Annotated in this window: 19 protein-coding genes; 6 read left to right on the forward strand and 13 right to left on the reverse strand. The window is 30.9% G+C overall.

Annotated elements, in window-relative coordinates; genetic code table 11:
- Position 1: 1 nt before the first annotated feature.
- From BUB70_RS06650 to BUB70_RS06700, 10 genes are all read right to left on the reverse strand, one after another.
- Positions 2–760 (reverse strand): glycoside hydrolase family 16 protein, encoded by a 759-nt coding sequence (locus BUB70_RS06650; RefSeq protein WP_073119845.1) that lies wholly within the window; start codon positions 758–760, stop codon positions 2–4.
- Entirely contained in the window at positions 753–3035 is a 2283-nt protein-coding gene (gene bglX / locus BUB70_RS06655) for a beta-glucosidase BglX (RefSeq protein ID WP_073119843.1), read from the reverse strand. Before bglX ends, BUB70_RS06650 begins: the two co-directional genes overlap by 8 nt.
- 158 nt (positions 3036–3193) lie before the next feature.
- Entirely contained in the window at positions 3194–4288 is a 1095-nt protein-coding gene (locus tag BUB70_RS06660) for a family 16 glycosylhydrolase (RefSeq protein WP_073119623.1), read from the reverse strand.
- Positions 4289–4396: 108 nt separating this feature from the next.
- Positions 4397–5872 carry a hypothetical protein gene (locus tag BUB70_RS06665; protein ID WP_073119625.1) on the reverse strand — a complete coding sequence of 492 codons (1476 nt, stop codon included), beginning with the start codon at positions 5870–5872 and terminating at the stop codon, positions 4397–4399.
- A gap of 219 nt (positions 5873–6091) precedes the next feature.
- The gene (locus BUB70_RS06670) at positions 6092–7570 is read right to left on the reverse strand and encodes a RagB/SusD family nutrient uptake outer membrane protein (RefSeq protein ID WP_073119627.1); all 1479 of its coding nucleotides are present in this window, start codon (positions 7568–7570) and stop codon (positions 6092–6094) included.
- A gap of 12 nt (positions 7571–7582) precedes the next feature.
- Positions 7583–10639: a SusC/RagA family TonB-linked outer membrane protein gene (locus BUB70_RS06675; protein WP_073119629.1), complete on the reverse strand. Its 3057-nt coding sequence runs from the start codon at positions 10637–10639 to the stop codon at positions 7583–7585.
- Positions 10640–11006: 367 nt separating this feature from the next.
- Complete coding sequence (locus tag BUB70_RS06680; protein WP_234950295.1) at positions 11007–13811, reverse strand: helix-turn-helix and ligand-binding sensor domain-containing protein; 2805 nt, start codon at positions 13809–13811, stop codon at positions 11007–11009.
- 132 nt (positions 13812–13943) lie between these two features.
- Positions 13944–14327, reverse strand: a complete 384-nt coding sequence (locus BUB70_RS06690) for a rhodanese-like domain-containing protein (protein WP_234950296.1) — start codon at positions 14325–14327, stop codon at positions 13944–13946.
- Between the two features lie 2 nt (positions 14328–14329).
- Positions 14330–15742 (reverse strand): MBL fold metallo-hydrolase, encoded by a 1413-nt coding sequence (locus BUB70_RS06695; protein ID WP_073119634.1) that lies wholly within the window; start codon positions 15740–15742, stop codon positions 14330–14332.
- A gap of 64 nt (positions 15743–15806) precedes the next feature.
- The gene (locus BUB70_RS06700) at positions 15807–17531 is read right to left on the reverse strand and encodes a SulP family inorganic anion transporter (RefSeq protein WP_073119636.1); all 1725 of its coding nucleotides are present in this window, start codon (positions 17529–17531) and stop codon (positions 15807–15809) included.
- Positions 17532–17677: 146 nt separating this feature from the next.
- On the opposite strand from BUB70_RS06700, the gene serB reads away from it, so the two are divergent.
- Positions 17678–18907, forward strand: coding sequence for a phosphoserine phosphatase SerB (serB, locus tag BUB70_RS06705; protein ID WP_073119638.1), 1230 nt, complete (start codon positions 17678–17680; stop codon positions 18905–18907).
- Positions 18908–18960: 53 nt separating this feature from the next.
- Here serB and BUB70_RS06710 read toward each other — a convergent pair whose 3' ends face one another.
- The gene (locus BUB70_RS06710; protein WP_073119641.1) at positions 18961–19587 is read right to left on the reverse strand and encodes a Crp/Fnr family transcriptional regulator; all 627 of its coding nucleotides are present in this window, start codon (positions 19585–19587) and stop codon (positions 18961–18963) included.
- 187 nt (positions 19588–19774) lie between these two features.
- Here BUB70_RS06710 and BUB70_RS14155 point away from each other — a divergent pair, with 187 nt between their 5' ends.
- The 4 genes from BUB70_RS14155 (at position 19775) to BUB70_RS14165 (ending at position 20572) form a co-directional block, all read left to right on the forward strand.
- Complete coding sequence (locus BUB70_RS14155; protein ID WP_188351946.1) at positions 19775–19921, forward strand: hypothetical protein; 147 nt, start codon at positions 19775–19777, stop codon at positions 19919–19921.
- Between the two features lie 56 nt (positions 19922–19977).
- The gene (locus tag BUB70_RS14160) at positions 19978–20127 is read left to right on the forward strand and encodes a hypothetical protein (RefSeq protein ID WP_188351945.1); all 150 of its coding nucleotides are present in this window, start codon (positions 19978–19980) and stop codon (positions 20125–20127) included.
- A gap of 44 nt (positions 20128–20171) precedes the next feature.
- Positions 20172–20330: a hypothetical protein gene (locus BUB70_RS14090; RefSeq protein ID WP_159431417.1), complete on the forward strand. Its 159-nt coding sequence runs from the start codon at positions 20172–20174 to the stop codon at positions 20328–20330.
- A gap of 77 nt (positions 20331–20407) precedes the next feature.
- Entirely contained in the window at positions 20408–20572 is a 165-nt protein-coding gene (locus BUB70_RS14165; protein ID WP_188351944.1) for a hypothetical protein, read from the forward strand.
- 50 nt (positions 20573–20622) lie between these two features.
- On the opposite strand, the gene glyA is transcribed toward BUB70_RS14165, so the two are convergent.
- On the reverse strand, positions 20623–21897 hold the full coding sequence (gene glyA, locus BUB70_RS06715; protein ID WP_073119643.1) for a serine hydroxymethyltransferase: 1275 nt from the start codon (positions 21895–21897) through the stop codon (positions 20623–20625).
- A 229-nt stretch (positions 21898–22126) separates the two neighbouring features.
- Between glyA and BUB70_RS06720 the strand changes: the two genes are divergently transcribed.
- Positions 22127–22927 (forward strand): Cof-type HAD-IIB family hydrolase, encoded by an 801-nt coding sequence (locus tag BUB70_RS06720; RefSeq protein WP_073119646.1) that lies wholly within the window; start codon positions 22127–22129, stop codon positions 22925–22927.
- A 332-nt stretch (positions 22928–23259) separates the two neighbouring features.
- Here BUB70_RS06720 and BUB70_RS06730 read toward each other — a convergent pair whose 3' ends face one another.
- Positions 23260–23628 carry a toxin-antitoxin system YwqK family antitoxin gene (locus tag BUB70_RS06730; protein ID WP_073119650.1) on the reverse strand — a complete coding sequence of 123 codons (369 nt, stop codon included), beginning with the start codon at positions 23626–23628 and terminating at the stop codon, positions 23260–23262.
- Between the last annotated feature and the right edge of the window lie 105 nt (positions 23629–23733).

Here is a 23733-nt window from a genome sequence, read left to right on the forward strand (position 1 = left end):
TTTATTGAGTAACTTTAATGTAATCTATCACAAATTCTTGAGGCAAAGCAGTATCATCTATCTCTTTTCCTCCAAATTCACCTCCAATTGCTAAATTTAAAATTAAATAAAAAGGTTTGTCATAGGGCCAAGTTTCATCATTCTTTACTTCTGGTGAAAAGGTATACAGTAACAAATCATCTACATAAAAAGAAATAAACTCTTTTGTCCATTTGGTTTTGTATATATGAAAACCTTTATCAATATCTTTAACAAAAGTTCTTTTAGTATTAATGGTTTCTCCGTGACTTGCAGGAGTATGTAAAGATGTATATAAATGATTTGGATCTCTCCCCAAATATTCTAACATATCTATTTCACCACAAGCTGGCCAACCAACTTCACTAATATCAGCACCCAACAACCAAGCAGCAGGCCACAAACCTTTTCCATTTGGAACTTTAGCTCTTACCTCAATTATTCCATATTGAAATGATATTTTATCTTTTGTGGTTATTTTTCCTGAAAAATATTGTTGATCTTTTTTAGAAGATTTAATATGTAAAAAACCATCTTTTACCTTAATATTTTCTTTTTGATACCATTGTGATTCTTCATTTCCCCAACCACACAACTCAGGACAACCATCTCCTAAATCATAATTCCAATAAATTGTATCTAATTGGGTTTGGTTAAAATCATCCTTAAAAATAATTTTTTCTTGACTGTATGCTAATATTGTCATTAAAAACAAACAGCTATGTAATAGTGATTTATTCATAAATTTCAAAACTTGTTTCAATAACTGTTTGAGAACTACCTCCAATGAAAACCTTGAACTTCCCTGGTTCAACCACAAAATTTCCTTGATTATTATAAAAACCTAACTCTTTATCTGATAAAGTAAACTTTATTGTTTTTTCTTCATTTGGTAATAAGGATACCATTTTAAATCCTTTTAATTCTTTTACAGGTCTTGTTACACTAGCAAAGACATCTTGAATATACATTTGCACTACTTCTTTTCCTGTAACTTTCCCTGTGTTCTTTACATCAATCTTTACAACAAAATTTTTGCCTTCTTGTTTTACTTTTAAATTTTCATAAGCAAACTCAGTATAACTCAACCCATGACCAAAAGGATATAAAGCGCTATTTTTTTCATCTTGATAATGAGACCAAAAAACAATGTCTTTTCCAGGTAAAGTAGGTCTCCCTGTGTTTTTATAATTGTAATACAAAGGTAACTGTCCTACACTTCTTGGAAAACTCATAGGTAACTTTCCGCTTGGATTATAATCACCATACAAAACCTGAGCAATGGCATTTCCACTTTGTGTTCCCAATTGCCAACATTCTAAAATGGATGGAATATGTGCATCTGCCCAACCTAATGTTAAAGGTCTTCCGTTATTTAGAACTAACACAATGTTAGTGTTTACTTTATAAACTTCCTCTAATAATTCTTGTTGTAAGCCAGGCAAATCAAGTTCAGTTCTACTACGTCCTTCTCCACTTTGAAAACCGTGCTCTCCTAAAACCATAATCACAACATCTGCATTTTTAGCAATTGATTTTGCTTCAGCAAAACCACTTTTATCTGTAGTATTTATTTTTACCTCAGTGGTAAAATCAGGGGTTCCTAAAACTAGTTCAGTTCCTTTTGCATAAGTAATTTTATTTCCTTTATATACAGATAATCCTTCTAAAACAGACACTGCAGTACTGTCTTTTGCTGCAATTCTCCAACTACCTAAAGGACTGGTTTTATCACTTGCCAAAGCACCTATTACAGCTATATTTTGACCTTCTTTTTTTAATGGCAAAATATTATCATCATTTTTTAAAAGTACAATTGATTTTTTTGCGATGTCTAAAGAAGCATCCATTATCTCTTTACTTCCTAATGTTTTTTCTTCTCTTTCTTTATTACAATACTTATATGGATCATCAAAAAGACCCAATTGAAATTTTACTTTTAAAATTCTTTTAGCGGCATCATCTATTAAAGTTTCTTGAATCTTTCCACTCTTTACCAATTTTGCCAACTCATCTACATAAGCATAAGATTCCATATCCATATCAGAACCGGCTTTTATGGCAATTTCTGTAGCATGACTTAAATCTTTAGCATGACCATGAGCTATCATTTCTGCGATTGAGCCCCAATCAGAAACTACAAACCCATCAAAATTCCAGTCTCTTTTTAAAACGTCACGTTGTAAAAATTTATTACCTGTAGCTGGCACCCCATTCAATTCGTTAAAAGAATTCATAAATGTTTTCACTCCCGCTTCAATACTTGCCTGAAAAGGTGGAAAAATAATATTATATAAGGTTGATGTTCCTACATCTACTGTATTATAATCTCTACCTGATTCAGCAAAACCATATCCTGCAAAATGTTTAGCGCAAGCCACTATGGTATTTTCTTTCGATAAATCATCTCCCTGAAAACCTTTAACTCTTGCATAAGCAATTTTACTTCCTAGATAGGTATCTTCCCCTGCTCCCTCCATGACACGTCCCCAACGAGCATCTCTTGATACATCTACCATTGGTGCAAACGTCCAGTTGATCCCGACTGCTGAAGCTTCTAAAGCTGCCATTTCTGCTGATTTTTGAATTGCTTCTAAATCCCAACTAGCAGCTTCTGCTAAAGGAATAGGACTTAGTGTTTCATATCCATGAATAACATCAAAACCAATAATTAAAGGAATTCCTAATCTAGTTTCTTCTACTGCTATTTTCTGAACAGCTTTTACCTCTTCTACACCTCTAACATTTAACATAGACCCTACGTAACCTTTACGCAAGTCTTTATATTTTTTAGCAGCATCTCCCTGAATTGGTGATGGACCTGTTACATTCCAAAAACCATTGTATTGATTCATTTGACCGATTTTTTCCTCCAATGTCATTCTAGACATCAAATCGTCAACTCTTTCTTCAATGGACAGCTCTTGATTTTTATAAATCAATTGATCTTTTTCTTGACAGGAAAACACACTTAACAGAACTAAGAATGTGCTTATTAATTTTATAAAATTTTTCATATTTCTAATTTTACAAGTATTATTCATTTTAGAAATGATGCTCGATATATATCGATAAATATCATCTGTTTTTTTAATTGTTACTGAACCTTTTTTATGTGTAGTAGAAGTAAAAAACACCTTCACTACATATAAAAAGGCTACAAACATTTATGATATTATTGATATACTTTGATATAATCTATTTCCATTGATGATTCAGTAAAAGCTGAATCTATTTGTCCTCCAAAAGAACCACCCATCGCTACATTTAGAATCATATAAAAAGGATGATTAAAAGGAACTGACGAATTGTTTGAAAAGGAGTGAATAAGAAGGTCATCAGTATAAAACTTAATCTCATTTTCATTCCAAATGGTTTTGTATACTTTAAACTCTGAAGAAACATTTGGTACAATAGCACTATTGGTATTACCATTGCCTCCAGAATTACCAGGATAATGTAAAGTTCCGTGAATTTTATTTTGGTCATTCCCTACATGTTCCATCATATCTATTTCTCCACAACTGGGCCAACCAACAGCTTCAAAATTTGCTCCTAACATCCAGATCGCAGGCCACGTTCCTCCACCACTAGGCAATTTTGCTCTAACTTCAATAATTCCATATTTAAACTCAAATTTCCCCTTTGTTATTATTCTAGCTGATGTATATGCTGCTCCATAATAATTTTCCTTTTTAGCTGTAATTTTTAAAACTCCATTTTCTACATATATATTACTAGCTCTAGCAGTATAATATTGAGCTTCATTATTTCCCCAACCATTATTACCTCGTCCTATTTCATAATCCCAATTGCCTGAATTTGGTTTACCATCTATCTCAAACTCTTCTGCCCAAACTAAGGAAAGTACGTTTTCAGCTACCAAAACATTAATTCTTACAAATTCACTTATAAAACTTCCATTCTCTCCATACGCTAAAACAGTCACTAAATAATTATTCACACCATTTTCATTGTATGTATGAGATACCTCTCCTGTTGTAGAAGTTGCCTCAGTGTTATCTCCAAAAGTGATTTTATAAGAAACGGCATTGGTTGCTGACAATGTAAAATTAACTAGTCCAGAACCGTCTCCTTCAGGACTTTCAGTTGTTACTCCTGAAATTGAAGCTGTAATAGTTAAGTCTACTGGAGCTCCATTTTGATTTTCTCCGCTATTATCAATATTTTCATCAGTACTACTAGAGCAAGCAACAAGCAGAGAAAACAAACATCCTAACCTCCATATATTTTTAAAAATTTTCTTCATTGTATTTCTGTTTTGCTAATTCTTTATATTATAACTAGTAGATTTATTTTTATGGGATAATAAACCCCAACTCACTATATATAAGTTGAGGTTTATACTCCTTTGCCGTTATTTATAGAAGTAGAAATTATCTATAACAACATCAACTTGTCCACTAGGGAATCCATTTAAAACAAATTGAGCAACATTGTTTTTATTAGTTAATCCTACAAAATCACTTAAAGGGAAATCAAAAGAAACCCATTGTCCTTGAGCAAATCCTTCAATTAATTTAAGTCCCTCTGTGTCATCTCCACCAGCATAAGCTTTGTCTGCACCAAAATCAACTATTTTTAATTGGAATCCTGTAGCATTAGCAGACCAAATATCAATATGTACATGTGTCATTTCAGTAGCATCAACTAAATTATCTCCTACAGTTTCAACTCCTACATAATCTAATGTTGTGTATATTTTCACTGGGTTTCCTGCAACTGTCTTTTCTTTATAAACTCCCATCGACCAATCTGTTCTCCATGTGGTTACATCTACATCTGTATAAGCATCACTAAATAATGAGATAACATTAGCTGCTAAAACAGTTGGTGCAGCTGGTGCATCAGTTGGCTCACTAACATCAGGACATCCATTATTTTCTGTATTTCCTGGAACAGTTACACATTTATCAATAGAATCTATTACACCATCACTATCAGTATCTGGTACATCTATTCCTAAACCACCTCCAGTAATATTATCTACATAAAAAGTTCCAGTTGTTTCTACTGCAAAACCTATGAAAACAATTAAACTTTGAAATTGATCTAATGTAATTGTAGAAACTTCTTGATTAGGATAACTATTAGTTGCATTTTTTGAAAAATCGAAAGTTAATGTTTGCCAACCCGACGTTGCTTCAGTTGTTGTTTGTACCTCAATATCAAAACCGCCATCAATACTTGCTCCTCCTAACTTCATTAACACAGGAATTTCTTCGGCTGTTTCTTGGTAGAAATCCATGGTAATAATACTTTTTGATGTTACATCAATATGCTTAGCTCTATTAACAATAAATGCTTCGTATTGATCTCCTTTATTATTTACCACTCCTACTTTTGATGGATTTCCATCTTTACCATCTTTAGTTTCTACCTCAATAGTAAGTCCATCATTATCTCTATCATCTCTCAAGTTTAAAATAGCTTCATCTTCAAAATCAGCTAAAGAAACACCTGCTTCAAAGGTTACTGTGTGTTGATTGGTTACCGAAACTGGATCTGCATCATCAGCATCTGCCGTTACTGTAATATCATAAGTAGCTGTTTTACCAGGATATTCATAGCTAACTTGTGGTCCGCTTGTTTGTTTAACATCGCTATCACCTACAGCTTCAGGATCTCCAAAATCTATGGTATAAACGGTATTGGTTCCTCCTGTTGATGTAGGAGTTACTCCTACTACTTTACCTGTATCATCTACAGCTACTGATGTAAAAGTTAAATTTGTAATGGTAGCTGAACCTGATCCAGCTACATCTTCGTCTTTTGAACAAGCAATAATGCTTAATGCCAAAAGAACATACTTTCCTTGTTTTAATAATTTCATGATTTCTTATGATTTAGTTTAACATTTTATTTTAATTCCGAAGATGATGTGATCATCATAGATCACACGAACTGCGTTGTTTGATTGGTAATCTTGAAAATGATTATTTGATATACCAAAAACCAATTCTTCTCGTTCTTTATTTTTGTGTTTGTTACTATAAAAACTTAACTGTTTTATGCTTTCTGATTACTAATTCCTAGAAGCTGTTATATTTATTTAATTATAATTAGGATTTTGTGACCATCTGTTTCCTGCTAACTTAATTTCAATTAGAGGTATTGGAAAAACCTCGTTCTTTCCTTCCGTAAAACCAGTGATTTCTGATGCAGCTTTCCCAGTTCTTACCAAATCAAAAAACCTATGCCCTTCTCCTACCAACTCTACTCTCCTTTCGGTATAAATAGCCTCTGTTAAAGCTGTTCCTGTAAGCACTACATCGTGTAACAAGTCTTCAAAAGCACGTCTTCTTACTCTATTTAAATAGCTTTGAGCTTTAAGATCATCACTTGGTATTGCTCTGTTATTTGCTTCTGCAGCCATCAACAATACATCTGCAAAACGGATGGCTCTATAATTATTAGGATTGGTTAAATTTCTATCTCCTGTTGCATTAGGTCCTCTTAATCTTGGAATGTATTTTCTATTAAAGTAACCTGTATGTTTATATCCTGTTTCATAAGAAACACTTGGATTGTCTGATGCCCATTGAACAATATCTAAAATGGCTACATCTTTACGTTTGTCTCCCACTTCAAAAGCATCTACTGCTTCCTGTGTTGGAACGTTAAAACTAAATCCTGAAGTAAATAAAGGCCCCACATAATCTCTTACACCACTAAACCCTACGGCAACATTTCCTTCACTACATTGTAAACAATCAAATGATGCTCCTTCTAATTCCGTATATTGAACTTCAAAAACAGACTCTATATTATTTTCTCCTGCATTTTCAAAAATGGTATTATAGTTGGATACCAAATCATAGGGTCCAGTTGTTATTACATCTTCTAAAACTGCAGCTGCTTCTGTAAATTTATTTTGATATAAATATGCTTTTCCTAATAAAGCTTGAGCAGCTCCTTTAGTTGCTCTACCCACTTGAGATTGAATAGCAGGTAAATTCTCAACTGCAAAAATTAAATCTGTTTCTATTTGTGCATATACTTGTGCTTTAGGAGTTCTATCTAGTGAGATTTCTTCTCCAAAAAGGATTCTTTTATCTACCGCCAAAGGCACATCTCCAAACCATTTTACCAATTCAAAATAATAATAGGCTCTTAAAAATCTTGCTTCTGCTAAAATTTTGGGTTTATTAGCAAAGTCTATTTTATCTTTAAATTCTAAAATATAGTTGGCTCTATTTACCCCTCCGAACATCCATCCAAAAATATCTCTCAACTGTTGATTTGAGGAAGTATGAACCATATCATCAACTTCTTGAATTCCTATAACATCATTGGCACTTTCTCCTCCAGCCAACGTATTATCTGAGGCAATTTCTCCCAACATAACATTTAAGTAGGTAGACTGTAATACATCATAAGCTCCTACCAATGCATCTTGATAATCTTGCTCTGTATTAAAATAATTTTCTGAATTTGTTATTGGAGATTCAACATCTACAAAATCATCACTACAAGCAACAAACATAGATACTGCTATGACTGTTATTATTTTTATGGTTAAATTTTTCATGAGTTTATTTTTTTAAAAATTAACATTTACACCTACAAAAAATGTTTTGGGAATTGGATAAAATCCTCTATCAATACCTCCTCCTATTGGTTCTCCTGTAGAAGCTGTAGGGTCATATCCTCTATAATTTGTTAGTGTTAATAAATTGGTTGCAGATGCATATACCCTAACTTTATCTAGTTTTATTTTTGTGGTTAAACTTTCTGGAACCGTATATCCTAATTGAATATTTTGTAATCTTAAATACGAACCATCTTCTACATAAAAATCTGAAAACAATGAGTTTTGAGTCGCCTCTGTGGTAACACGAGGGAAAGAATTACTAGTTCCTTCTCCCGTCCACCTGTCTAAGAAATATTTAGGTCTATTGACCAAGGGTAGGTTTCTTTCATAATCTCTAACGATATCATTTCCTATGGATGCAAAAGCATATAAACTAAAATCAAAGTTTTTATAATCTACAGACATATTGAATCCCATGGTAAAATCTGGAATAGGATCTCCTAAGTTGGTTTTGTCATCAGCATCAATTTTACCATCACCACTTACATCTACAAAACGTAAATCTCCTGGTTCTGCATCTATTTGAGTTGGAGCAGCATCTATTTCTGCTTGATTTTGAAAAATTCCGTTGGTTTTGTATCCATAGAAATAACCAATTGGCCTCCCTGCTTCCATTCTCGCAATTGGATCTTGACCAACACCAAAAGAACCTGATTCTAAAATACCTGTATCGCTACCGACATACAACACCTCGTTTTTTAATGAAGTGATATTATATTTTACATTGAAATTAAAATCTTCAGAAAATTCATCACTATATCCTATAGAAAATTCAAATCCTTTGTTTTCAACTGTACCTGCATTAATAGTTGGTGCTCCAGCCCCTGGTGCGTATACTCCTAAAACTCCAGAAACTTGTGGTGTTACTAACAAATCTTCTGTTCTCTTATTAAAATAATCAACAGTAATGTCTATTTTATCAAACAAACCTAAATCAATAGCAATATCAAATGGTTTTTGTTGTTCCCAACGAATTTCTGGATTAGATAATGTTCCTATTGCCTTTCCATAAGTCAAAGTATCATCCAAAACATAAACTCCTTCTCCTCCTAAAAGAGACACAAATCCGAATGAACTAATTCTGTCGTTTCCTAGAATACCATAACTACTTCTTAATTTTAAAAGATTTACAAAATCAATATCTTTCATAAAATCTTCCTCTGAGACAACCCAACCTATTGATGCTGTTGGAAAAAAACCAAATTTATTTTTAGGACCAAATTTGGTAGAACCATCACGTCTTAATACTGCTGATGCTAAATATTTACCATCATAAGCATATTGAATACGAGTGAAGTAAGACAACAATCTATCATCAAAAAATCTTTTAGGAGTATTATTTAGTTCTAAATTATTATCTACAGTTTCTGAGTTTTCTATACTAGCACTTTCTAATGTAGTTCCTGTTGGTGCATAACCTTTTTTATTATAAAGATTTACTCCTACTGTTCTATATACTGAAGTACCTATTAAAGCTTTTACATCATGTTTATCATATTTTCTTTCGTATTTAATAAAGGCATCAAAAGTATAATCTTTATAAACTGTACCTGACTCATCAACAGTAGTACTGTTTACATCGTCTGTTAAATCTGCTTGTTTAGATACTGTATTAAAAACTTTTCCAGATCCGTAGTATAATTCTGGAAAATACCCCTTCCCCCTAACATCTGCATAATTGATTTGTATATTAGACTCTGCTTGAAAATATTCTAAGAATCTATAGTTCACTCCATAACTACCTGAAAATTTATTTACTTGAGACTGGTTAAACGTATTTGCAATTTGAGCCAATGGATTAACCACCTCAATACCCAAACCTGTATTTGGTAATTTTGTATAGTCTCCATTAGTATCTCTTACTGATAATTGTGGTGGTGCACTTAATGCATTAAATAACACAGAACCCAACGCGTTTTCTGACAATGTTTTTCTATTGGTATTGATATAAGTTGAAGTAGTTGATAATTTTAAATTCTTTACCAAATCAATAGAATAGTTTAACCTAGCAGTAGATCTGTTAAAATTTGATTTATCTCCTCCAACAATACCATCTTGCGTTAAATGTGATAAACTAAAATCGTAAGTAGATTTAGTAGTTCCTCCATTTAAACCAAAATTAACACTTGACATTGGTGCATTTTTAAACACTTGATCTTGCCAATCTGTACCAGTTGTAGGATATAAAGTAAATACTGGAGAATCTCCTCCATTTGCAGCAGCTTCATTTACCAAAATGGCATAATCTCTAGGCTGTAGCAAATCCATTTTTTTAGTAGTTTGTTGTATACCTGTATAAGCATCAAATCTGAATTTTAACTCTGAATTTTTACGCCCTGACTTGGTTGTAATTAAAATAACTCCATTGGCACCTCTTACTCCGTAAATACCTGCAGTTGCATCTTTAATAACACTCATAGATTCAATATCTGAAGGATTTACAACACTTAAGTCTTCTATCACTGCACCATCTAATAATATTAGAGGTCTACTATCTCCATTTGTTGATATACCACGAATGTTAATTTTTGGTGCTGATCCTGGAGAACCTGATGAAGGAGTTACACTGATTCCTGCTTGCCCTTGTAACGCTTCTTCAATCCTTGTTGGTTTTAATTTTTCTATGGCTTCACTATCAACAATGGTAACAGCACCTGTAACTTCCTTTACAGATTGAGAGCCATATCCTATTAATACGACACCATCTAATTGTTGTACGTTCTCTTTTAATTGAACATTTATTGTTGCTTTATTTGCTAAAATTTCTTTGGTTTCAAAACCTAAGTAACTAAACTCTATTGTTTGTTCATTACTAACATTTGAAATACTATACTCTCCATCGAAATTAGAATAAGTACCATTAGTTGTTCCTTTTACTAAGATGCTAACCCCAGGTAAAACTTCTCCTGTATCTATATTAGTAACAACACCACTAATTGTTCTTACTTGCGAAAAACCAAAAAGAGACATTAATAACAAAGGAATGATAATTATAAACTTTTTCATCTGTATATTAGTTTAGATTATGTTTATCACAAATTTAACATCACATTAATGATAATTCCTTAAAAATACCCACTACAAAAAACATACAAGAGAATAAAAAAACATACCAGTAGGTTTTACTTCGTTTATAGAACTTTGTATATCCGTAAAAAAGACGAGTTGTAGTGGTGTTGTATAGGTCTTTTTAAGTGTTGTAGTGCTAAAAAACACATACACACATCGGTTTTTAATTAGATTTAACTCTAAAAAAATCTAATTTGAAATAATATGTAGAGAAAAACCAATACCTTCTAAAAACAAAACCCCTGAATATTTCATAAAATATTTAGGGGTTTTGTTACAATATTATGTTACTAATTTATAATGATTAGATTTTTAATATATAGTCTGTTAGATTTTCATCATTCTCAAGATTCATTTTCTTCCTTAGTCTATATCTTTTTACCTCAACACTCTTAGAAGAAATGTTAAGTAAGGGTGCTATTTCTTTAGAAGACAAGTTTAGTCTTAAATAAGCACATAATCGTAAATCGTTAGATGTTAATGATGGATGGAGTTCTTTTATTTTTTTTGTAAAATCTTTATCAGCATTGTTAAAAGCTTCTTCAAAAACTTTCCAATCATCTGTATGATTCAAATTTTTATCTATAATCTTAATAACAGTATTGATATTTTTTTGCTCTCCTTTTAAAAGTTCATCTTTAATATTATTTAATAATTCATTTTTCTTAATAAGGTTCATAGTAGAACCTGCCAGTTCTTTATTTTTAACTTCAACATCCGCTTCCAATTTTTCATTTTCTAACAAAGTCAATTTTTGTTCATTTTCTAACTTTTCCATCTCAAACTCTCTTTGTTTCTTTGCTAGTAACCTCTCTCTTTGTTTTGTATAATGTCTTGTATACATAATATGCATAAAAATTGAAAATGCAACAACAATTAATAGATACACGAAAAGCATAACAGTTGATATATACCATGGCTTTGCAATTTTAAACGCATATGTAGCTGTGTTGGATGTTAAAACACCATTTACTTTTGCCTTAATTTTAAATTGATAGGTCCCAAAAGGTAAATTTTCAAACAGTACATTTCCACTAGACTTCCATTGACTCCATACATTGCTTAAACCTTCTAGTTGATATTGATACTCTACCTGAGAAAACTCATTAAAAACAGGTACACTACAAATAAATTCAAAATTATTTTCTCCATTATCAAAAACACCTGCTTCTAATAAATTTACGTTTTTTGAATTTCCAGTTAACGTTGCGTTTTTTATTTGACTAATCACTACTTGTGACCATTTGTTTTGGTTTACATCATTTAGTTTTAAAGTAATATATCCATTAGAAGTACCTATTAAATATTTATCTTGAGAAACTTTACATATATTTTCAAAGCCAGAAATTCCTTTTCTAAGTTTAAAAGGAATAGACAATCTGTTTATAATAGGCTTAGCACTTAACTCACCTTGCTCTACATAAACCACATTTTTTTTAGAAAATCCCCATAGTTTATTCTCCGACTGCATATTAATTAAAACACCCGAATTATAATTCTCCGGACTTGTATAAGTTGAAAGTATATCATCTTTTACAAAAGCTTCTTCTTTTAAACTATATTTAAAAACGCCTTTTTTATAAGAGTAAAGTATCTCTCCTCTATATTTTAACAAAGCAGAATGAATTCCCTTTTCTATAGAGCCAATAATAGCAACATTAGATACTTTGGTATAATCTTCATTCACTAATAATTTATAAACTCCCTTGTACTCATGATTTACAAAAATGGTATGCTTATCTAAAAACTCAAAATATCTACTAGAAATATTAAATCCTTCAATTTTATTCTTTAAGTTCCATTTTCCAAGTTGTTTTTCAAAAACATAAAGTCCCGTGTAATTTCCTTGAATGAAAGTATTAGGAGACAACTCCTCTATTTTCCATGCTCCCATCACATTTCCTATCAAGGTGGCTTTGTTGTTTTTAACTAAAAATGTTCCAAGGTTATGGCCACAAAATAAATCTTCTCCTATAGTTTTCAATGTCCAAACCTGACCTTCTGTATTTTCTATAAATTTAAAATCGTCTTCAGAATTATTTTTCTTGTAAAATAAGCCTTGATTGGTTCCTAAATAAAGAATATTATTTTTTACAACAGAAGCATAAACAGTTCCTAAAACACCACTAGCATTTTTATATACCTTAAATGGTGAATTGATGTCAATAGTATTAACCCCATCATCTAACCCTAACCAAATGTTTTGATCTACATCCTGAAAAAGAGACAGAACAGTATTGTTAGTAAGTCCTTTTTTGTGATTTATAACATAGAGAATACTTCCTGCTTTATTTACAATAATTACTCCATCAGATATAGTTCCAAGCACCAAACCATCATCCAATAGCTTAATACTACTATAAAAAGTATAATCTTTCGTCTTTTTATTTAATAATTCGTTCCATGGTTTTAATAAATCATCATCCAAGTAATAGATACCTTTATTAGTTGTTACAAAAACCAATTTATTATCAATATCATAAATAGCAATAACATCATGTTTAATAACTAAATCACTTTTTGTTACTAATTTTGATATTCCTTTTTCTAGTTTAAAAATCCCTTTTTGATGATCTTGATAGTAAATAGACCCCCTAACTTTATACATTGATGTTATTTGGGACTCTGATTGAACTACTTTAAATTCTTTTGTATTTAAATTGTACAGATAAATTCTCTGTAGAGATTGAAACAACACCCAACCTTCTAAAGTTTCAATATGCCAAAATTGTTCATCTTCTAATAAATCAATATCCGAAGACAAAGAAGTATACTCTAAAACTCCTTGATTGTTTTTTTGCCAATACCCAAATCCATTATAAAAACCTATATAAACTTTATCATTAATAGCCTTTACAGACCTTACAATTGTTTCATTAGGAGATGAATACAGTCTCCATGAAGCTCCATCAAATTCTAAAAGTCCTTTATTGTTGGCTATATAAACATGCTTATCTGTTGCTTGACTAATTCCCCAATTTTGATTTTCTGCATTATAATCTTTAGATGTATAAACACTAATAGGTGGGATTTCCTGTCCATATATAGAATTTATAGTTAAAAGAACTACAATTAAGTAATTAATAAGTTTCATTTTTTTGTTTTTCATAAAGCTTAGTTAAGATAAAAATAAATGAAGAGAACCAAACCATTATAGCTATTTTAATAAAAAATGGGGTTTTTATAAATAAAAAAGAGATGTTTTTAAAAACATCTCTTTTTTTCAACTTTTTAAATTCTTTTAATTTTGATTTGACTTCCAAGTCATATAACCACCCTTTAAATCATATATATTTTCAAACCCATCTTTCAGCATTATTTTTAATGCTTTTTGACTTCTTTGACCAGATCTGCAATAAATATAAGTAGGCTTGGACTTATCTAAAGTATTAATCTTTTGTTTAAACTCACTAGAAAAAACATCAATATTTTTAGCTCCTTTTATATGTCCGCTCTTAAATTCTGATGGAGTTCTCACATCAATCAATTGAACATTTTTGACTTGAATAGCTTCATTAAAATCTGCAACTTCCAGTCTATTCCCTTTTAGTTTTTGATTTCCAAAGAAATTAAAAACAAACCATCCTAAAACAGCTATAATTAATATATTAAGTATCATACGCATATTTATTCTTTTATGGTTGATGGACATACATAATCTGTGGTTTTTATTCCATTTTCTTTAATAGCTGCAAATCCTCCTGTAATATCAATAAAGTTATGAATCCCTCTACTTTTTAATATTGAGGCAGCAATCATACTTCTATACCCTCCTGCGCAATGAATAAAAAAGTTTCCTTTGGTTGGAAAATCTTTTAAATGATTGTTAATATCATCTAATGGTGTATTTACTGCCTGAGGCAATCTTTCTGAAATAAATTCCGATGGTTTTCTTACATCATAAATTGGAGATTTATCTGTAATAGTTGCGTTTAAATAAGCTGGTATTACTTGGTTTACAGTATCATATTCTTTTCCCGAATTTAACCAAGCCCTAAAGCCTCCTTTTAAATATCCTAAAGTATTATCAAAACCAACTCTAGACAAACGAGTAATTGTTTCTTCTTCTCTTCCATCTGGAATTACCAACACAATTGGCTGTTTAACATCTCCTATCAAAGCTCCAACCCAAGGAGCAAAACTACCATCAATTCCTATAAAAATAGATTGAGGAATATGCCCTTTTGCAAATTCTTCCTGAGACCTAACATCTAATACCAAAGCTCCAGTTTCATTTGCTAATAATTCCAATTCATCAGGAGTTAATTCATGTGTTCCTTGCTCAATAACATCTGCAATATCTTCGTACCCTTCCTTATTCATTTTTACATTTAAAGGAAAATATTTTGGTGGTGGCATTAACCCACTAGTTACTTCTTTTACAAATTCCTCTTGAGTCATATCTGCTCTTAAAGCATAATTGTTCTCTTTTTGATCTCCTAAAGTTCCTTTGGTTTCTTTACTTAAATTTTTACCACAAGCAGAACCTGCTCCGTGTCCTGGATAAATAATTAATTCATCTTCTAAAGGCATAATTTTAGTTCGTAAACTATTATAAAGAGTCCCAGCCAATTCTTCTTGAGTCATACTTGCCGCTTTCTGAGCTAAATCTGGTCTACCAACATCTCCTAAAAACAAAGTATCTCCTGTAAATAGTGCATAATTTTTACCGTTTTCATCTTTTAACAAATAAGTAGTAGACTCCATGGTATGCCCTGGAGTGTGTAAAGCCACAATAGTGATTTTTCCTAATTTAAATTCTTGATTGTCTTTGGCAATAATAGCATCAAAAGTAGGATTTGCATTCTCTCCATAAATTATGGGTGCTCCCGTTTTTTGAGATAAGGTAACATGTCCACTCACAAAATCTGCATGAAAATGTGTTTCAAAAATGTATTTTATTTTGGCATTATTTTTTTCAGTCATATCTATATATGGCTGTACTTCTCTTAACGGATCTATAATTGCAACCTCTCCTTCACTTTCTATATAATAAGCTCCTTGTGCTAAACATCCTGTGTATATTTGTTCTATTTTCATTTGTTTATTTTTTTATTTATTCAACAAAATTAATTCAATACTTTCTTTGCTACAGTAACTTATGTTACACGTTGTTTTTTGTTTGCTGACAAATTTTATTTTGTAAGTCATCTTTACAAATAATACCATCAAAACAATCAACAGCTTCATAAGTTCTTACAAATAGATTTTCTTTTCCTAATACTTCTACAATGTTGTTTTTAAACAAAACATCTCTAGTTGGTCCTATAGCCCCTGTTATCATCATTATTATGTTTTGATCTTTTAATTCTTTTATAAACCTCATCAGCATTACACTTGCGCTACTGTCAATATAAGTTATGGCTTCTGCGTTAATAATCACAGCTTTTAAGGTTTCTTTTTTTACAGCTATTAATTGATGCATTTTTTTCTTAAAATAATCTTTATTTCCAAAATACAATTGTGCATCAAAACGAACAATTAGCAAGTCATCTCTTTGCGTAGTAACATTAAAACGAGCTACATTTTTAAAATAATTACTATTTTCAACCCTTGCTAAAACAGCGATATGAGGTTGAGAAGTTCTATAAATCACCAATATTAAAGACAAAACAATTCCGACTAAAATACCTTGTGTAATTCCTAAAAACAAAGTGATGATAAAAGTGATGATTAATAAATAAAACTCATCTTTTTGATGTTTATACAGTTGAATTGGATATTTAACATCTATTAAATAAAATACTGCTACCAAAATCATAGCAGCCAATACCGTTAAAGGCAAATAATAAAATAATGGTGTTAAAAATAACAAGGTAAATCCTACTACTGCTGCTGCCACTAATGAAGCAATTCCTGTTTTTGCTCCCGCTTGATGATTCACAGCCGTTCTTGCAAATCCTCCTGTACTAGGATAAGACTGAAATAAAGATCCTATCATATTAGAAAAACCTATAGCGACTAATTCCTGATTGGCATCTACCTCATAATCTTCATTTTGTTCTTCTAAAGATTTAGAAATAGAACTTGCCTCCATATACCCTACCAAAGCCAATGTTAAGGCCATAGGAGCTAGCGTTAAAATAGGCATATCATTAAAACTTGGCCACTTAAAAATTGGCAAACCTTTTGGTATGTTTCCTACAATTTCCACTCCATAATGATTCAATCCTAAGAAATAAACACTTACAATTCCTAAAAAAACAACCATTAAAGCCGATGGTATTTTAGGAACAAACTTTTTAATAAATACAATAATACCCATCGCTAGAATACCCATGAACAATGTTATTACGTGAATTTGTGAGGAATGATTAAAAAGTTCTTTTAAGAGCATAATCACGCCATTAGTTCTAGGAAAACTCAATCCTGTAAAATGTTTTAGCTGACTTAATCCTATTATAATTGCTACGGCAGAAGTAAATCCACTAATAACAGGTTTTGATAAAAAATTAACCAAAAATCCCATTTTTAAAAATCCCATTAACAACTGAATAACACCAGTAAATAATGCTAAAAAAACAGCCATCGCAATATAACTATCTAAACTTGTTAAAGACAAAGCTGCCAAACTAGAAGCTACTAATAAAGAATCCATAGCCACAGGTCCTACTGCTAATTGTCTTGAAGTTCCCATAATAGCATAAATTATTTGAGGTACCAACGCAGCATACAATCCAAAAACAGGAGGCAAACCAGCAATTAAAGCATAGGCCATTCCTTGTGGGATTAATAAAATACCAACAGTAATTCCTGCCACTACATCACTTTTTAAATAGCTAATTTTATACTTAGGTAGCCATTCAAAAACGGGAACAAAATGTTTCATAAAATAGAATTATTTACTTACAAAACTAGATAGATTAAGAGCTACACACAGTAACAAAGGTTACACTAAAAAAATCTAACCGATTACTTTGTATATATCAGCAATATTGGGCATTTTTACACTTTCTAAAAAACACATATTTTCATATGGCAAAAGCACAAAAAGAAGTCATTTTATTAAAGGTTTCTGGTCAAGATAAACCCGGAGTTACTTCTGGCTTAACAGCTGTATTAGCACAATACAACGCTAATATATTAGACATTGGTCAAGCAGATATTCACGATACATTATCCTTAGGAATGTTATTTGAAGTTCCTGCTGGTAAAGATTCTGGACCTGTTTTAAAAGACTTACTATTTAAAGCTTACGAATTAGATATTAAAGTAAAGTTTATTCCTATTTCTTTAGAAGACTATGAAAGCTGGGTAGGCTCTCAAGGAAAACCTCGTTACATTGTTACTATTTTAGGAGAAACTTTAGCCGCTGCACAAGTCTCTGCAGTAACTAAAGTAATGGCCGAAGAAAACTTAAACATTGATGCCATCAAACGTTTAACAGGTCGTACATCTTTAACAGAAAACAGCGAGCAACCACGTTCTTGTATTCAATTATCTGTGAGAGGAGAATTAAGAGATAAAGAAGCCATGACTTCTAAATTCATGGAAATTTCTAGAAACTTAAATGTCGATTTGTCTTTTCAAGAAGATAATATTTACCGTAGAAACAGACGTCTAGTTTGTTTTGATATGGACTCTACTTTAATTCAGGCAGAAGTGATTGATAAATTAGCTGAATTAGCTGGTGTGGGAGAACAGGTTTCTGCCATTACAGAATCTGCAATGCGTGGTGAAATTGATTTTAACACAAGTTTTAAGAAGCGTATGGCCATGCTAGAAGGTTTAAGCGAAGAGGTCTTACGTGATGTAGCGGTTAATTTACCTATTACTAAAGGAGCACATCGTTTATTTAAAGCTTTAAAATATTATGGATTTAAGACTGCTATTTTATCTGGTGGATTTACTTATTTTGCCGAATATTTACAAAAAGAATTAGGAATTGATTATGTTCACGCCAATCAATTAGAAATAAAAAATGGAGCCTTAACAGGTGGATATATTGGTGAAATTGTTGATGGTAACAAAAAAGCTGAGTTCTTAAAAGCAATTGCAGAAAAAGAAGGAATTCACATTAATCAAACCATTGCTGTAGGTGATGGTGCTAATGATTTACCGATGTTAAACTTAGCTGGTTTAGGAATTGCTTTCCATGCAAAACCAAAAGTAAAAGAAAGTGCAGAAAGCTCAATCTCAAGCCTAGGATTAGATGGTGTTTTGTATTTATTAGGATACCACGATAGACATATTGATTTGATGTAAAAAATCTTTATCAATAAAAAAACTCCCTTAAATTATTAAGGGAGTTTTTTTATTTACAATACTTCTAGCGAATTTCTATGTAAACTTATTATTTTTTGATTCTCTAATTTTTTTAACAACCTAGAAATAACCACTCTTGAGGTGTGTAATTCATAAGCGATTTCTTGATGCGTACTTTTTATAATACTATTACCTGTAACCGCTACTTTATCTTTTAAATATTTAAGCAATCTCTCGTCCATTTTTTTAAAAGCAACGTTATCTATGGTTTCTAAAAGCTCCATCAACCTATTGTGATAACTATCAAAAACAAAACGCCTCCAACTTTTATATTTTCCTGTCCACTCTTCCATTTTTTCTATAGGAATCATTACTAAAACAGTATCTAACTCTGTAATGGCTCTAATTTCGCTCTTATGGTTTCCTACGCAACAAGTCATCGTCATAGCACAAGTATCTCCCTTTTCAAGAAAATAAAGTAATAGTTCGTCTCCTTCTTCATCTTCTCTTAATATTTTTATAGCTCCCTCTATTAATAATGGCATGGATTTAATGTACTGCCCTATATCCATTAGTTTGGTTCCAGCAGCAACATGTTTTAATGTAGCCACTCTATCTATTTCTTCTATCAACTCATTTTCAAAGAGATGACCATAATGTAATTTTAATTCCTGTAACATATAGTAGTATATATATCAAATGTATTAAATAAGTCTATAACTAAAGTATAACTGCGAAAAAACATACTACCACTAACAAACCTACTTGATAAAAAGATGAAACCAAACTGTGATAACACAGTTAGATTACTGTTAGTGTTTTTTAGTTTTATCATATGAAATATTACTCACATTAAAAACTCAAGTTATGAAGTATTTAAACAAAAACATCGAGGAAATTGGTAAAAGAACTAATGAAAAATCATTGGTAAATTATTCAACATCTTGTGGAATATTTCAAAATTGTGATTATAACAGTCCTTCTGTAAAAAATTATCTTCAGCATAGTAAGTAAAATATAATTTAAAGAAAGAATTAAAATAAAAATGTAACTATTTAAACATTTTAAAGATGAAGTACTTAAATAAAAACATAGAAGAAATTGGCAAAAGAGCTAATGAAAAATCATTAATAGATTATTCAACGTCTTGTGGAATCTTCCAAAATTGTGATTATAATAGCCCTACTGTAAAAAGTTACCTTGAGAACAACAAATCTTAATTAAGAGATAAAAAATAAATTAATAACATTAAACATTTGATATTATGAAATTTCTAAATAAAAACATCGAGCCCTCTTCCAAATCAGTTTCTAACAAGTCATTAGCAAATCGTTCTAGTTCTAACGGTATTTTTAAAATTTCTAATTTTAATATTTTCTTGGTAAAAGAATCAGGACAAGGACCACGTAGTTTAGCGTTTTAATAACAATTAAAATATTTTATAAAATTTCTTTTCTTGTAAGTTTGTAAAAAAATATTGACCTATTATAAAAAGAAGTTATGAGATATTTAAATGAAAACATAGAAGCTTTATCTAAACTACAAAACAATAAGTCTTTGGTAAGAGCAAATACCTCTTGTGGTATTTTTCAAGATTGTGATTACACAAAAGATACTGGTAAGTTGTATCATCAGAAAAAAATAGAAACCTTACCACCCAAATAAAAAAGAGCCGCTAAAATTAGCGGCTCTTTTTTATTTCATTTTTAAGAATATTACCATTGGAATAACGGTCTATCTTGCATAAAGTCATTTACTTTATCAGCAACAGCCTCTAACAATTCTTCATTTTCAAAGTTGTTAATTACTTCATCAATAAAGTTAGCTACTACCGCCATATCATCTTCTTTTAAACCACGAGTTGTTACTGCAGCTGCTCCTAAACGAATACCTGAAGTTACAAATGGAGAACGAGTATCATAAGGAACCATATTTTTATTTACTGTAATATCAGCCTTTACCAATGCTTGTTCAGCATCTTTTCCTGATAAGTTTTTATTTCTTAAATCGATTAACATACAGTGATTGTCTGTTCCTCCTGAAATAATCTTATAATCTTTAGCTACTAATTCTTTAGCCAATCTTGCAGCATTCTTTTTAACTTGAACTTGGTAGTGTAAATATTCATCAGTTAAAGCTTCTCCTAAAGCAATTGCTTTTGCAGCAATTACATGCTCTAAAGGTCCACCTTGCATTCCTGGAAATACTGCTCCGTTAAGAATAGCAGACATCATTTTTAAATCTCCATTCTTTAAAGTAATTCCATCTTTGTTTTCAAAATCTTTCCCCATCATAATCATTCCTCCTCTTGGACCTCTTAAAGTCTTGTGAGTAGTTGTTGTAACGAAATGACAGTGTGGCATTGGATCGTTTAAAATTCCTTTTGCAATCATTCCAGATGGATGAGAAATATCGGCTAATAAATAAGCTCCTACTTCATCAGCAATTTCTCTAAATTTAGCAAAATCCATATCTCTAGAGTAAGAAGATGCACCTGCAACAATCATTTTAGGCTTTTCTGCTTTAGCAATTTTTAAAATGTTGTCATAATTTAAAACCTCAGTTTCTTTATCAACACCATAGTGAACCGCTTGGTAAATTTTACCTGAAAAGTTTACCGGAGAACCATGTGTTAAGTGACCACCGTGAGATAAGTCAAAACCTAAAATTTTATCTCCTGGCTCTAAAACCGCAAAATATACTGCTGCGTTTGCTTGAGAACCTGAGTGAGGCTGTACGTTAACATACTCTGCACCATATAATTCTTTAGCTCTATCGATTGCTAATTGTTCAACAATATCAACAACTTCACATCCTCCGTAATATCTTTTTCCTGGATATCCTTCAGCATATTTATTTGTTAAAACAGAACCTTGTGCTTCCATTACTTGTTCGCTTACAAAGTTTTCAGAAGCAATTAATTCAATTCCTTTTAATTGTCTTTCTTTTTCGTCTTGAATTAAATCAAATATGATTTGATCACGTTTCATATTCTAGGTGTTTTTGAGGTTGAAAATGAGTTGCAAAAATAATAAATATTTATACACACTTAGCCAAAAGAATTAAGAATATATTACCTTATTTTTCTTTTAAAAAGAAAACTATTCTTTTATTTATTTCTTTTTGACATATTTTACACATAATCCTTCACAAAAAATAAGTTCAATATAAAATCTAATTACCTTTGTACTTAGTGAAAACAACCACAAAACACATCTAATGAATTACAAAATGATTGTTTTAGACATGGATGATACTTTATTAAAAGACGATCATACCATTTCCGAAAGAAACAAAAAAGCTATAAAAGCAGCACAAGAAGCAGGAAAATATGTAGTACTTGCCTCGGGTAGACCTACTCCTGCAATGGTTCAGTACGCAAAAGAACTAGAATTAGACAAATACAATTCCTACATCATTTCTTTCAATGGTGGTCAAATCATTAATATGGCTGATGAAACCTGTATTTTTGAACAAACATTAGCTGTAGAAGATATTCATAAATTATATGATTTTAGCAAAGAACACAAAACTGCTTTTATTACCTATTATGATGGGAAAATTATAGGAACTCAAGAGTCTGAATATATTGATGTAGAAAAAAACATTACAGGAATGCCTTATGTAGTAGTAAATGATTTAAAAGCTAACATAACCAAAAACTGTGTTAAATGTTTATTACTTGAAGAGCCTAACTATTTAAAACAAGTAGAAACCAAGCTTAAATCTTATAGGCCCGATTTAAGTGTTTCATTATCTAAACCTTTCTTTTTAGAAGTAATGCCACAAGGAATAGACAAAGCTGCTACTTTAAAAAGATTGATTGATCAGTTAGGAATAAAACAAGAAGAAACCATTGCTGTTGGAAATGCAGAAAATGATTTAACAATGATTGAATTTGCTGGATTAGGTGTATGGGTAAAAAACGTAACTCCGGAATTAAAAAACTGTGCAAATTTAATTGTTTCTTCAAATAATGATGATGGAGTTGCAGAAGTTATTGAAAAACATATGTTATAAAAGCATTTTACACATTAACAAATATCAATAAAACTAAAGTTTATATATTCTACATTTATGGTGAAATCATTAATTGAACCATGAAAAGAAAACACTGTCCTTGTTGTAATTCTACCTTAAGATTTAGAAGACAAAAAAAAAACATATATAAACTATTCTTTTTTGTAAAAATGTATACTTGTTCCAACTGTGATACTTTGTACGCATGGATTAAAGGTCTTGATAAATCAGTTTGTATCAAATCTGGAAGTACAGAAAAAGTTACTAAAACTACATCATAAAAAAAAGCCACTCAATTGAGTGGCTTTTTTTTATGATGTTATTCTTTTAATTTATTCTTCAGTATCACTATCAGCTAATTGAGAATTATCTGACTTTAATTTATAAACACTTGCTACTCTGTAGTCTGTTCCATAATCTACTTGAGTAACTAAATTTGTGTTTTTTCCAAAATACCAAGTACCTGTTTTTTTACCGTCTTTATATTCTCCTATAGATTTTTTCTCACCTTTCAGATCATATGCAGTCCAAGTTCCTTGCATTTTTTTATCTGCATCAATAAAACCTGTTTGAGCAACTTTTCCATTTTCATGAAAATAAGTTACTTTATACATGCTTCCTTGTTTTACAATTTTAACGTCATTTTGTGCGTAAGTAAACAAACCTACAAATAGTGATAATATTAATGTAATTGCTTTCATAATAGTTGTTTTATGTTGATACTCTCTAACTCAAAGTTACAAAACATTTTACATTGAAACAACATTAAATTAACATTAATTTAACATTAAAACACATCTGTTATA

The organism is Wenyingzhuangia marina (assembly GCF_900130035.1).
In the GTDB taxonomy this organism is placed as follows: domain Bacteria; phylum Bacteroidota; class Bacteroidia; order Flavobacteriales; family Flavobacteriaceae; genus Wenyingzhuangia; species Wenyingzhuangia marina.